We start from the raw sequence: 12,649 nt of genomic DNA on the forward strand, positions 1-12,649 counted from the left end.
GAGTGCACTCGACCTGTGGGCGGCTTCATCTATTGCGAGCAATGTTTGGCCGCCAAAGTTGGAATACCGGGCGCCCAGCCGGGTGTTCCATTTCCCGCTGGAGGGGCCTTTTCGCAACCTGGACCGAATCCTGCGTTAGCCACAATCCTCGGTGTCATTCCCGGGGTGGGCGCGATGTACAACGGCCAATTCGTCAAGGCCATGATTCATGTCCTGATCTTCGTGCTGCTCATCGCGATCACCAACGAACACGACTTTTTTGGCTTCTTTATCGCCGCCTGGGTGTTGTACCAGATCTTCGACGCAAATCAAACGGCGAAGGCGCGCCGCGAAGGATTACCGTTGCCTGATCCCTTCGGCATCAATGAACTCGCGAGCCGGCTGGGAAGCCAATACCCGGCCGGTGCCGCTCGCCCCCCGGTGCAACCTGGTTTTCATCCCGGGTATCCACCCCCGCCCTACACGCCACCGGTTGCCACCCCGTTTGTGGGCGAGGCCTATCCTCCGAATCCGGCAGCCGGAGCAGCTTACGTGCCGCCGCCGCCAAACGTGCCATTCACACCTTCTGCCCCCTACCCCGAGGTTCCACCGCCGCCCTTTCCTGAGATGGCTCGACGCAATGAGCCAGCGGGCGCGATCGCACTTATCGTCCTGGGCTTCCTGTTCCTCTTCGGAACCTTGGGCATCTTCCGCTTCGATTGGATCGGTCGTGGGTGGCCCTTGATCATCATCGCCATCGGCGTCTGGCTCTTTCTCAAACGGGCGCGGGAAACGACTTCCGGAGGTGGACGATGACTCAGTGGCTGCTCATTCGCAGACTTCGCGGACCGGCCTTCCTGCTTCTCCTGGGGATTATGGCTATGCTGCACGAGTGGACGGACTTCGGGTTTAGTCGAAGCTGGCCGCTGTTTCTAATCCTCGGAGGGGTCCTCGCCTTGGCAGAACGCGCTGCTCTTGCTCAGGCGGACCTCGAGGCCTATGACCCAACCACTGGACAGCCACGCTCGATGGCGGGCTCTACCCATATCGACACCGGCAATCCGATCGGTTCCCCGGTTTCACCCGCGGGACCAGGACCGGATCCCACCGCGGGGAGGCCCTGAATGGCCGCTTCGCCTCCCCCCTATCCGCCTTCGTCGCAAGATCCGCGTCAACAGAAAGCCTATTGGCGTGCACAAAAAGAGGCTTATCGCTCCCAGAAAGACCTCTGGCGCGCGCAACGGCGCGATCAACGGTACTATTGGCAGTCGATGCACCGGCCGTCGATCGTCGGACCGGTCGTGCTGCTGGCCATCGGCATCGTGGCCCTGCTCATCACTTCGGGAAGACTGAACGCGCCGTACTTCTGGGATTGGTTTCTGCGCTGGTGGCCGGTTCTGCTGGTCGGCGTGGGTATGGTCTCGCTGCTGGAGTGGTTTCTCGACCGCGATCAACCTTACCGGCGGAAGAGCGGCACCTTTGGCATTGTGCTGCTTATCTCGATTCTGGTCGGCATCGCGTATTCGCAGGATCATGTCCACCGGCTCGCTGAAGGTTTTGGTGTCGAGGGCGACAAAGGGTGGCCTAACTTCATGGGGAACGACCATGATCACGACGCCGACAGCAGTGTGTCGATTCCGTCGAACGCTTCGGTCGAAGTACAAAATCCTCGCGGCGACGTGACGGTCACTGGTTCCGGAGACAATCAGCTGCATGTTCACGCCCACCAGGTCGTCAACACAAACTCCGACTCGGACGCAGAGCGCACGTTTCCTGCGCTGAATCCGCATGTGACCGTAAATGGGAACAATGTCCTGGTTAAGATCGAAAGCCGCAACAACGGGCATGCAGATCTGACCATTGAAATGCCGCAAGGAGCGAGCGCCGACATCACCGCCGGTCGCGGCGACGTCAGTATCGATGGTCTCCGCGGGAACTCGAATGTCATCGCCAATCGGGGTGACGTGAAGTTATCGAGTATCGGAGGGAGCGCCCACGTGCACATGAATAAAGGCGACTTCTCCGCCCATGAAATTGGCGGCCCGGTCTCGCTCGATGGCCACTTCGGCGACGTGACGATTTCCGAAGTCACCGGAAATCTCTCGATGGATGGGGAGTTCTTCGGCGACACCCACCTCGAACAAATCGCCTCGCCTCTGCACTTTCACTCCAGCCGGACAGACATGGAGGTCGCCCGGCTCGCTGGGGATCTGACCATGGACTCGGATGACTTACATATTGGCCAGTCAGTCGGGCCGTTGCGGATCGTGACTCATTCTAAAAACATTGAATGCTCGCAGATTTCCGGAGACATCCATATCGAGAATGCCAATGGGGAGGTCTCGGTGACCGCAGTCGAGCCGCTTGGCAATATCCAAATCACGAATGCCAGCGATCCCGTCAATCTTACGTTACCGCCAAATGCGAGCTTTTCTATGAATGCGACGACGAACGGCGGCGATCTGAACAGCGACTTCAACTTGAACGTCAACGGAAGCGATCAACATCGGACCGCGACGGGAGATGTAGGGAAGGGTGGGCCCAGGATCGAGCTGAATGTGCGCCACGGAGACATTTCGATAAAGAAAGGCGATTTCAATCCTCCGCCACTTCCACCGATGCCTCGGATGCCTGTAATGCCCGCCATGCCAAAGACGCCCGCATTGCCCAAAGTTCCGGCACCGCCCTCGGGGCCAGTGAGACATCTCCACGCCTCGGATGGTGAGAACCCGGACTCCAAAATACTCTAGCGGAATCCGCGTACTTGAAGGCGCGGCCGAACAGTTCACTGTCGTGTCGGGTTGATTGAGTTACATCCGGTAATTGCCCTAAGCCAGACCAAGCCGCTCGCGAATGATCTCCTCGACACGCGCGATGACTTGATCCAGGGTGAGACTCGTCGAGTCTATTACGACCGCGTCGGCAGCGGGCTGAAGAGGCGACAGTGCTCTCGTCCGGTCTCGCTGATCGCGTTCGCGCATCTCCCGCAGAACGGACTCGGCGGCGGCTATGGGTGCAGCCGGCGCTGCCTCGATCTGCTCGTAGCGCCTCTGACTCCTGACCACCGGATCGGCATCCAGGAAAATCTTGACATCGGCGTCTGGAAAGACGGCAGTGCCGATATCCCGTCCCTCCATGACAATCCTGCCATTTTCTCCGAGCTCGCGCTGCAACCGCACCATCCATTTGCGAATTGCCGGATGGACGCTCACCTTGGACGCGGCGTCGGTCACGGAGTTGTCGCGAAGCCGGGAAGTCACCTCAACTCCGTCCAGGTAGACGCGATTGCCGTCGGGAGAGGCTTCGAGCCGAATTGAAGAACTTGCGGCAAGCGCTTCCAGCCCGGCGGCATCTTCAGGCGAGACGCCATTCTCGATCGCTTTGAGAGCGAATGCCCGATACATTGCGCCAGTCTCCAGATTCAGGAGATTGAATCGGCTGGCGATGCGTGCTGCCAGCGTGCTCTTGCCTGCTCCTGCTGGTCCGTCGATCGCAATAATACTGCGCTGCTGCTGATTCATGCGGAAGGCTCAGGCCGTTTCTTGAACTTCGACGGTCCCCCGGCTCGTGGCTTTGAGAAAGGCCGTCCGGCGCTTGACCCAGGCCTTGGACCTTGGCCAAATCCGGGCCGTGCGCCGGTTCTGGTCCCAGAGCTTCCACCAGGCTTCGAGCCTCTTGGTTTGTAGTCTGGCTTGAACCCAGATCCAGAAGGCCTGCCACCGCTACTCGATGGTCCGCCAAATTTGCTCCCGCCCGGCTTGCCGGCGAAGGATCTTCCCGAGGCTGGCCTTCCGGTCGCCGATCGACCCGAAGGCCCGGATCCGCGGTAAGCAGAGGGGCCGCCTGGCCTAGGTCTGTCGGTGCTAGGTCTGTCGGACGCTGGTCTCCCATACGGCGGCCGGCCGCCAGGACCGCTGGGTCGCGGCTTGAATGGCCTCGACTCTCCCGTGCTTGGCCGAGAGGCGCGGAATTCACCGCCTCGCGGAGGCCGAGGAATAAATTTCCGGTCGCCGCTCGCTGCGCGATCCCGGGGAGCTCCGCCTACCGGCGAACCATCCGCTCTCGGCGGTCGCGGGTAAGGACGTGTTCCCTCCGGTCTCGTGCCGGAAGACCCGCCCGCCGATCGCGCCGGCGGACGGCCCCCGAACCGGGTATCGGTCGAACGCGACGGCGGCTGGTTGCCACCTTCGCGACTCCCGACTTCGCGACTTTTGGTCCCGCCGTAGCTTGGGCGGTCCGAACGCGGTCCGGAGGAAGGGCGGAAGCCGCCTGCTGGACGTCCCGTTCCAGATGCGCGCGGAGGGCCGCTGCTCTTGAACGGAGGCCGCGTTCCGGCGGAACGGTAAGGGGGTCTTGCCGCTGAGGATCTTGCATCTGCTGGCCGTCGGAAGCTCGCCGTCTCCTGACGTGGCGGTCGAGGCTCCCGCCCTTCGCTGGTCGATGCTTCCGCCTTTCTGGGACCAAATCGCGCCGGCTTGCCTTTCTGATCAGGCCTGCCGCCGGGCAAGTCTCGCCAACGCGCCTTCTTCGGAGTTCCGTCCGGACGCAAACCGGAACCCGGCTCTGTACGTTCGACGGAAGATGCCTTGCTAAAGGAAGAAGAAGTCTTCGGACGGAAGGCGGGCCGGGATCCACCTGTTCCTGGCCGAGAGCTGCTCGAGTTCTCGCGTTTGCGAGGGGCGGAGTGACCACTCGCCGCTGGACGCACTCTTTCGCTGACGGCGCCGGGCTCTCGGGCTACCGATGGCCTGTCATGGGAAGGCGGAGAAGGGCGCTTGTAGGGGGGTCTTGTTGTTGAGCCTCCCGTCCTCCGTGACAAGGATGCCTGGAGGCCTTCAGGAGAAGTAGGGTGCTGACGCCGGACGACCTGTGCCGCACCTTCCACCATCGGTGGCTTCTCCGCTTCGGCGAACTCCGGCAGCGATCCTTCGACATGGAGAAGGGAGTGCGTTTCCATTTGAATCAGTGCGAGCTGGCGAGTCGCGGTAAGTCCGCGAACTACCTCGCGCACCTTCGAGCGCGACGCTAACGGCGAGAGAAAAGACTCTGCATCGTCGCTGCTCGACGCCACCACCGACTGCAAGTACACGGAAACGAGAACGGAAAGGGCGGTCACCTGGGACATTCCCGCGCCAGAGTTGATTGCTTTTTGGTACCGTGACTGCAATGGTTCCCAAAGCGTCTCTTGACCTCCCGGCTGATAAAGGGGCACCACCCGCAGCGAAGACCAGAGTTCATGCAAGGCGCGGATTACAGCAGCCTCGGTCAGTTCGCGGCCGAGCTCTTCCTGAATCTCCGTGGCGGTCAGAACGCCGCGGCGTTCCAACAACTTCCAAACCTCCGCAATTAACGGCGAAACGCGGTTGGCGCCCGCGGTTCCAGGAGCATGCTTCCAGTCGCGATCTCCACGCAGCGCGTAAACGAATGGCAACGCCTCGATGCTTACCAAAAAATCCGGATGATCCACCGACGTACCCAGCAGATTAAGCGGCAGGGCAGCATTGGCTTCAATTAGCCGGATGAGCAGCTCTTTGGCGGTCTCGATTGCTTTTCGAGGCGGAGTTGGGTTGGTTTCCCCAAGACATGCTTCCACGAAAGACGGAGCAGGAGCGGAGATCTGGGCCTTTCGTGGAAGAAATAAGCAAAGGCCTGATTGCAAGAGCCAGGATTGCGCGTCGTCAAGGGTCAACAGGGGATCGCCCTTTTGCCGCCAGAGAGTCGCGCGAGTTGCTAAAAGCTGTTCGGATGTCAAAGAAACCTTTTTCGTGAGCGGACGGGATCTCGACAGCAAACCTCTTGATTCGCGCCTAAATCCGCTGAAAAGCCCGCTGGATGTCCTTCCAAGAATACCTCAATGCGATGGGTCGGCCGTGCGGACAGCTGGTCGGGTGCGCAGTTTTCGCTAGTTCCGTCAGCAGCCACTCCATGCGTTTTGGATCGAGGCGAGTGTTGATCTTGATTGCCGCATGACAGGCAATCGAAGCGGCAATTCGGGTACGCGCCGCTTCCAGGTTCTCTGACTGTGTCTCCTTCTCGGTCTGTTCCAGCACTTCGGTCAACATGCGCTCGAGCTGCCTTCCCTCGAGACCCACCGGGGCCGCTTTGATGGCAATCGTCCGCGGTCCAAACGGCTCGGCTTCGAAGCCATTCCGCTCCAACTCCAGCGCAATGCGAGCGAAGATAATCATCTGCTCTGGAAGCAAGTCGATCAGCATCGGCATCAGCAATTGCTGCCGCTGCACACGTTCGACCTCTCGCTCTCGCAGGACCTTCTCGAACAATACCCGTTCGTGGGCCACGTGCTGATCGATGATCCAAAGCCCCTCATCGTTGACCGCAAGGATGAAGGACTCGCGCAGCTGCCCAAGGGGTTTCAAGCTTGCCAGAGAATTGAGGCTCGGCACAGTCTCACTTGCTGACAAGTCTTCTGGCTCTTCGACCAGAAATTGCTCTCCGCAGTTGTGGGTCGCAGGCAGCGCAATCGCCGCGCCGAGGGCAAGCAGGGAATCTCCGTTGAAGGGCAGTTGCTGCGGGATCTGCCGTGGATCCAATGGTGCAAGGCTGAACGGTACGGCGTCCTCCGCCTGCGCGGGCGGGTCCGACTGCAGTTTGTGGTTGAGCGCTTCTTCAGCCGCCAGGTCCGGCGACGGCGAGGCCACCGGCAACAGCGAAGCGGTAGCATGAGCGCTCGCGGTGATTGCCTGCAGGAATGCCGCTGCCGGCCGCGCACTCACCAGCACGTTTCGGATCGTATCGCGCACGAAATCATGCACGAAACTCGGTTGCCGGAAGCGTACCTCCGTCTTTGCCGGATGGACGTTCACATCGACCTCCTCCGGTGGCATCTCCAGAAACATGAGGATCACCGGAAAAGAGGTTGGCGGAATGATATTGCGGTATGCTTCAATCACTCCATGAACGATCAGCCGGTCCCGGACCAACCGCCGATTGACAAAGAAATAAATTGAATTCCGATTCAGCTTTTGCAGCTCCGGCTTGGAAACGAAGCCGCTGATGCGCAGGTGTCCGGGCGATGGAGGCGTGTAGCTCTGATCCCGCTTCCACGGCGGGGGCTCCGGCAGCCCGGTGCGCTCCATCCTCAACTCGGCCGCCACCGGAATCAACTGCTGCAAAGTATCGCCGCCAAAGATCTGAAAGATGCGCTCGGCAGGCTTCTTCACTGGAGGCGCAATCAGCAGCGCGTGGGTAGCCGAATGCAATTCGAAATGCTTCTCTGGATGGGCGAGCGCATAATGCGTCACTAACGCCGTTACATGAGAGAGCTCGGTTGACTCTGCCTTGAGAAATTTCCTTCGAGCCGGAGTATTGAAGAACAAATCCTGCACAGCGATCGTCGTCCCCGGCGGACCGCCGGCATCGTCAACCCGCAGGATCTTGCCGCCGGCTATCTCAATCGCGGTGCCGGTGGACTCCTCCGCCATGCGGGTCGTCAAGTCAAGTCGAGAGATCGAAGCGATCGAGGGTAGGGCCTCGCCGCGAAAGCCCAGAGTGGCGATCGACAGCAGGTCCTCGCTCGAGCGGATCTTGGAAGTGGCATGGCGTTCGAAGGCGAGAAGAGCGTCATCACGCCCCATGCCATGGCCGTTGTCCGCCATGCGAATGAGTTTGCGTCCACCCGCTTCGACATCGATGCGAATGCGGGTGGCGCCCGCATCGAGCGAGTTCTCCAGCAGCTCCTTGACCACCGAAGCAGGGCGGTCCACCACCTCGCCAGCCGCAATCTGGTTGGCTACCTGATCAGTGAGGATATGGATACGGCCCATCGAATCAGCTTACTCTTCGCGGGATGCTCCAACCGGAGGCTTCCAGCGAAGCACTGGATTCCGTGCGGCCGCAGTCTCATCCAGCCGCGAGATCCGCGTCGAGTGCGGCGCGCTCAGAATGACTTCCGGATTCTCCTCCGCCTCTTGAGCGACCTGCCGCATAGCGTCGATGAAGAGATCCAGCTCCTCCTTCGACTCGCTCTCCGTCGGCTCAATCATCAGTGCGCCGGGAACGATCAGCGGGAAGGCCGTTGTGTAGGGATGGAAGCCATAATCAATGAGCCGCTTGGCAATATCGCCGGTTTTGACGCCGCGCTGGGTTTGACGCCGGTCGCTGAAGACAACTTCATGCAGAGTTGGCGTTTTATACGGCAGTTCATACACGTCTTCCAGCTTCTTGCGAATGTAATTTGCGTTCAGCACTGCATCTTCGGTAGTTTGGCGCAGGCCATCGGGGCCGTTGGCGAGAATGTATGCGAGTGCTCGAACGAACATCCCGAAGTTGCCGTAGAACATCCGCACTCTACCGACGGATTGAGGACGATCGTAGTTAAAGCTGAGTGACCCGTCGGCTTTCTCGACGACTACGGGTGTGGGTAGAAATGGCTCCAGGATTGCCTTGCAGGCGACTGGGCCCGACCCCGGACCGCCACCACCGTGCGGTGTCGAAAATGTCTTGTGCAGGTTGAGGTGCATCACATCGACCCCGAAGTCCCCGGGTCGCGTTTTACCCACAAGCGCGTTCATATTCGCGCCATCCATGTAGAGCAACGCGCCCTTCGCATGGAGGATGTCGGCAATTTTGTGGATCTCGCTTTCAAAGACCCCGATGGTGCTGGGATTGGTCAACATCAGGGCGGCGACGTCCTCGGTAACCAGGTTTTCCAAAGCGCCTACATCAACCATGCCCAATGCATTTGATTTGATGTTCTGCACTTTGTAACCAACCACAGCTGCCGTGGCCGGGTTGGTTCCGTGCGCCGAGTCCGGCACCAGCACGGTTTTGCGGGCATTCCCCTTCGACTGGTGGTAAGCGCGGGTCAGCAGAATTCCGGTGAATTCACCATGCGCTCCAGCCGCGGGCTGCAAGGTGATGGTATCCATACCGGTGATCTCGATGAGGCAGTCCTGCAAGGTGCGGATGATCTGTAACGCGCCCTGTGACAGATGCTCCGGCTGATACGGATGCGCCTCGGCAATCCCTTCCAGGCGTGAGACCAGCTCGTTCACCCGCGGGTTGTATTTCATGGTGCAGCTACCCAGCGGATACATCCCAAGATCGATCGCGTAGTTCCAGGTCGAAAGCCGGGTGAAGTGGCGAATTATCTCGATTTCGCTGAGTTCCGGCAGGTATCCGGCATCCTCACGAACAGCGCCGCCAAGCACGGCGGCCGCATCTACTTCAGGCACGTCCAGGGGCGGAAGCTTGTAGGCCTTCTTACCCGGCGAGGACTTCTCGAAGGTCAACGATTCGTTCTGGGTCAGGTGCGCCGTAACCTTGCGGGTATTGCCGACAAACGGCTTCTTTGTCGCTCGAATTTCTTCTTGTTGAACTTCGGATGCACTTGCCATAAGTCCTCTCAGTCACGTTACAAGGGGGCGACTCGTTCGGCGGCTGGACCTACGCCCTCGAAGTTGCCGCTACGGGGGAGTTCGCCAGCACCGACGCCACCTGGTCGATCTGTTCACGCGTCGTCAACTCGGTGGCACACCAGAGCGAAGCATTTCCAAGCTCGGGATACCACTTTGCAAGGGGAAGTCCGCCGATAATCTTCTTTTCGAGCAGTCGCGACGAGACTGATTCGACGCTCTCCTCGGTCTCCAGAACAAATTCATGGAAGCGCGGCGTTCGCTTGAAGAGCAGCCTCGTCTCTGCGGTCCCGCCGAGTGTCTCGGCGGCGTAATTGGCCTTGGCCAGGTTCTGCAACGCTAACTCGCGAATCCCTTCCTTGCCGTAGACGGTCAGGAAGATTGTCGTCATCAGCGCCACCAGCGCCTGGTTGGTACAGATGTTGGAAGTCGCCTTCTCGCGCCGGATGTGCTGCTCGCGGGTGGACAAGGTCAGCACGAAGCCGCGCCTGCCTTGTTTGTCCTTGGTCTCCCCGACTAGTCGCCCGGGCATCTGGCGAACATATTTTTCCTTCGCAGCAATAACGCCGCAGTACGGGCCGCCATAGCTGAGCGCAACACCGAATGATTGCGCCTCGAGCGAAACGATGTCGGCCTCAACGGGCGGTCGAACAATGCCCAGCGAGACTGCTTCGGCGATCGAGACCACCAGTAATGCGCCTTTTTTATGGGCGATTTCAGCGATTGCGGGAATGTCTTCGACAATGCCGAAGAAGTTAGGCGACTGCACCAGCACACAAGCGGTCTGCTCGGTGACGGCCGCATCGAGAGCAGCAAGATCGACTCGACCGTCTTCTCCGAAGCCGATTTCGCCCGCGCTGTGGCCCTGATGCTGCGCATAGGTCTGCATGACCTCACGATATTCGGGATGCACACTGCGGGCGACGATGACCCCATCGCGTCCGGTGATGCGCACCGCCATCATGACGGCTTCCGCCGCGCCGGTGGATCCGTCGTACATCGACGCGTTGGCGATGTCCATACCAGTCAGCTCGCAGATCATGGTCTGGAATTCGAAGATCGCTTGCAGCGTTCCCTGAGTAATCTCTGCCTGATAGGGGGTGTATGAGGTCAGGAACTCGCCGCGCTGTACCAGGGAATCAATAATCACCGGACGATAGTGACGATAGGCGCCGGCACCCAGAAAGCTGCTATAGCCGGTCGCATTCAGCGCGGCGGCATGCTTGAAGTAATCAATGATCTCCGACTCACCTAACTGGCGCGGGATATTGAGGTCATGTCCAAGCCGGTATTCGGCGGGCACAGTAGCGAACAGATCATCGATTGCAGCGACGCCGATTTCGTGCAACATGGTGGCGCGGTCGGCAGGGGACTTCGGCAAATAGCGCATGGTCTTCCTTCTCGAAACTGCTCGGAATTCAGGCGGGAAACGATAGGCGCCCGTCCTCAATCCACGGTTAGCTGGTCAACTCGACCGGTGCGCAACGATGTGAATCAATCTGGAATGCCTCAATTCACGCCGAAGCGTCGTGACTCGATCCGGTAAGTGCTCGATCCGGTAACAAAGACTTATTCTGCTTTAATGCGCGCCCTCTTCGGCGATGTACTTTTGATAATCCTCGGCGCTCAGCAGGCTGCCGATTTCACTGGGTTCCGAGAGTTCGAGTGTCAGGATCCAGGCGGTATGCGCATCGGTGTTGATTTTCTCCGGCGCTGTCGCCAACTCCTCATTGACTGCGGTTACCGTTCCACTCGCCGGCGCGAAAAGGTCGGAGACCGACTTCACCGATTCGACGCTGCCAAAGACCTTGTTCTTTTCGAGCGTGGAACCGATCTTGGGCAGCTCGACGAACACAATGTCTCCCAACGAATTCTGGGCGTAATCAGTAATGCCAATCTTGGCCGTCTTGCCGTCAACCTCAATCCATTCGTGTTCTTTGGTGTAGCGAAATGACTCTGGATACGCCATCGAGTGTCTCTCTTTCATCTTACGGTGAGTTACGGCAGGCAAGCACTCTTCCGTGAGGGCTTGTTGTCCCGCCATATTTACTGATCAGGTTTTCAACTGCGGCGGTTTACGACTGTTTTTTGGGTTTCTTGTAAAAGGGGAGACCAACCACTTTCGCGCGCACTGCATTGCTGCGGCACTGGACAACAACTTCGGTGTCGACAGCCGAGAAATCTAGAGGAACGTAAGCCATCGCGATGTTCTTTTTCAGAAACGGAGAAGGCGAGCCACTGGTTACGTAGCCAATCTGCTTGCCTTCATCGTCGAAGACGCCGTAACCATCGCGAGCGATGCCGCGTTCGATGACCTCCAGACCGACCAGCCTTCGCTTCGGGCCACCCTCGGCTTTAATCTTATTCAGTGCTTCTGCGCCGACGAACGGTCCTTTTTCCAATTTGCAGTAGCGGTCGAGGCCAGCGTCGAACACTGTGATTTCTTCCGAAATTTCATGTCCATAGAGCGCCATCGATGCCTCGAGGCGCAAAGTATTGCGCGCACCCAGCCCGCACGGCAGTATCCCGAACTCGCGTCCTGCTTCCAAGACCTCATTCCATACCCGCACGCTGGTCGGTTCATCGGAGGGCACGTAGATCTCGAAGCCATCTTCGCCGGTGTAGCCGGTGCGGGCGATCATGGTGTTGGCCAGACCGCAGACCGTGGCCCAGGTGAACCAGTAATTCTTGATGGTCGACAGGTCAGCGTTCGTCAGCTTGGCCAAGGTCTCCGCGGCGCGCGGTCCTTGTATCGCGAGCTGGGTGTAGTAGTCGCTGTAGTCGCTTACGTGGACACCCGGCATAGCGCCTATTTGCGACCGAACCCAGTCGACGTCCTTCTCCCGCGTCCCTGCATTGATGACCAGCAGATAATCATTTTCGGAGAGTTTATGAACGATCACGTCGTCCACAAAGGTCCCCTGCGGATACAGGAGGGCCGAGTAGTGCGCCTGTCCAACCGCCAGCTTGGAAGCATCATTCATCGAAATCCGCTGGACAGCCGCAAGCGAGGATGGTCCCCGCAGCTGGATGTCGCCCATGTGGCTGACGTCAAAGACGCCAACTCCGGTTCGTACCGCCATGTGTTCGGCGACCAGGCCGGAGTATTCCACCGGCATATCCCAACCGCCGAAGTCGACCATCTTCGCGCCGAGATGGCGGTGAGTGGAGTTCAATGCAGTCTTACGTAGCACGGGAGCTGTCGCGGCGCTGGACAATGGGTTTCCTTGGAAATGCTTCTTACACTAACGGTAGCACCCCCATTTTTGAGGGGTCAAACCCGGCCGCCGAATCTT

At 59.3% G+C, this 12,649-nt stretch carries 10 protein-coding genes; 3 read left to right on the plus strand and 7 right to left on the minus strand.

Annotated elements, in window-relative coordinates; all coding sequences use genetic code 11:
- The first annotated feature begins 45 nt into the window (after positions 1-45).
- The 3 genes from ACPOL_RS19890 to ACPOL_RS19900 are packed head-to-tail and all read left to right on the plus strand — an operon-like array spanning position 46 to position 2,729.
- On the plus strand, positions 46-795 hold the full coding sequence (locus ACPOL_RS19890; RefSeq protein ID WP_236656908.1) for a LiaI-LiaF-like domain-containing protein: 750 nt from the start codon (positions 46-48) through the stop codon (positions 793-795).
- Positions 792-1,103, plus strand: coding sequence for a hypothetical protein (locus ACPOL_RS19895; RefSeq protein WP_114208597.1), 312 nt, complete (start codon positions 792-794; stop codon positions 1,101-1,103). Before ACPOL_RS19890 ends, ACPOL_RS19895 begins: the two co-directional genes overlap by 4 nt.
- Positions 1,104-2,729 carry a DUF4097 family beta strand repeat-containing protein gene (locus ACPOL_RS19900; RefSeq protein ID WP_114208598.1) on the plus strand — a complete coding sequence of 542 codons (1,626 nt, stop codon included), beginning with the start codon at positions 1,104-1,106 and terminating at the stop codon, positions 2,727-2,729.
- A 78-nt stretch (positions 2,730-2,807) separates the two neighbouring features.
- Here ACPOL_RS19900 and cmk read toward each other — a convergent pair whose 3' ends face one another.
- The 7 genes from cmk to gcvT form a co-directional block, all read right to left on the minus strand.
- A complete protein-coding gene (cmk, locus tag ACPOL_RS19905) occupies positions 2,808-3,500 on the minus strand; it encodes a (d)CMP kinase (protein ID WP_114208599.1) in 693 nt (230 codons plus the stop codon).
- Positions 3,497-5,731: a DNA glycosylase AlkZ-like family protein gene (locus tag ACPOL_RS19910; protein ID WP_114208600.1), complete on the minus strand. Its 2,235-nt coding sequence runs from the start codon at positions 5,729-5,731 to the stop codon at positions 3,497-3,499. The genes cmk and ACPOL_RS19910 overlap by 4 nt, the downstream gene beginning before the upstream one ends.
- Before the next feature lie 55 nt (positions 5,732-5,786).
- On the minus strand, positions 5,787-7,763 hold the full coding sequence (gene mutL / locus ACPOL_RS19915; protein ID WP_114208601.1) for a DNA mismatch repair endonuclease MutL: 1,977 nt from the start codon (positions 7,761-7,763) through the stop codon (positions 5,787-5,789).
- A gap of 9 nt (positions 7,764-7,772) precedes the next feature.
- A complete protein-coding gene (gene gcvPB / locus ACPOL_RS19920; RefSeq protein WP_114208602.1) occupies positions 7,773-9,335 on the minus strand; it encodes an aminomethyl-transferring glycine dehydrogenase subunit GcvPB in 1,563 nt (520 codons plus the stop codon).
- Positions 9,336-9,384: 49 nt separating this feature from the next.
- The gene (gene gcvPA / locus ACPOL_RS19925; protein ID WP_114208603.1) at positions 9,385-10,743 is read right to left on the minus strand and encodes an aminomethyl-transferring glycine dehydrogenase subunit GcvPA; all 1,359 of its coding nucleotides are present in this window, start codon (positions 10,741-10,743) and stop codon (positions 9,385-9,387) included.
- Between the two features lie 189 nt (positions 10,744-10,932).
- Positions 10,933-11,322: a glycine cleavage system protein GcvH gene (gcvH, locus tag ACPOL_RS19930; RefSeq protein ID WP_114208604.1), complete on the minus strand. Its 390-nt coding sequence runs from the start codon at positions 11,320-11,322 to the stop codon at positions 10,933-10,935.
- A 106-nt stretch (positions 11,323-11,428) separates the two neighbouring features.
- On the minus strand, positions 11,429-12,571 hold the full coding sequence (gcvT, locus tag ACPOL_RS19935) for a glycine cleavage system aminomethyltransferase GcvT (protein WP_114208605.1): 1,143 nt from the start codon (positions 12,569-12,571) through the stop codon (positions 11,429-11,431).
- Positions 12,572-12,649: the final 78 nt, after the last annotated feature.

Origin of the sequence: Acidisarcina polymorpha (assembly GCF_003330725.1) — a bacterium.
Classification (GTDB): Bacteria; Acidobacteriota; Terriglobia; order Terriglobales; family Acidobacteriaceae; genus Acidisarcina; species Acidisarcina polymorpha.

Bases quoted from the DNA above. Each gene is read 5' to 3' on its own strand.
- ACPOL_RS19895 (WP_114208597.1), top strand. From the start codon at position 792: ATGACTCAGTGGCTGCTCATTCGCAGACTTCGCGGACCGGCCTTCCTG.
- ACPOL_RS19900 (WP_114208598.1), top strand. From the start codon at position 1,104: ATGGCCGCTTCGCCTCCCCCCTATCCGCCTTCGTCGCAAGATCCGCGT.
- cmk (WP_114208599.1), bottom strand. From the start codon at position 3,500: ATGAATCAGCAGCAGCGCAGTATTATTGCGATCGACGGACCAGCAGGA.
- mutL (WP_114208601.1), bottom strand. From the start codon at position 7,763: ATGGGCCGTATCCATATCCTCACTGATCAGGTAGCCAACCAGATTGCG.
- gcvPB (WP_114208602.1), bottom strand. From the start codon at position 9,335: ATGGCAAGTGCATCCGAAGTTCAACAAGAAGAAATTCGAGCGACAAAG.
- gcvPA (WP_114208603.1), bottom strand. From the start codon at position 10,743: ATGCGCTATTTGCCGAAGTCCCCTGCCGACCGCGCCACCATGTTGCAC.
- gcvH (WP_114208604.1), bottom strand. From the start codon at position 11,322: ATGGCGTATCCAGAGTCATTTCGCTACACCAAAGAACACGAATGGATT.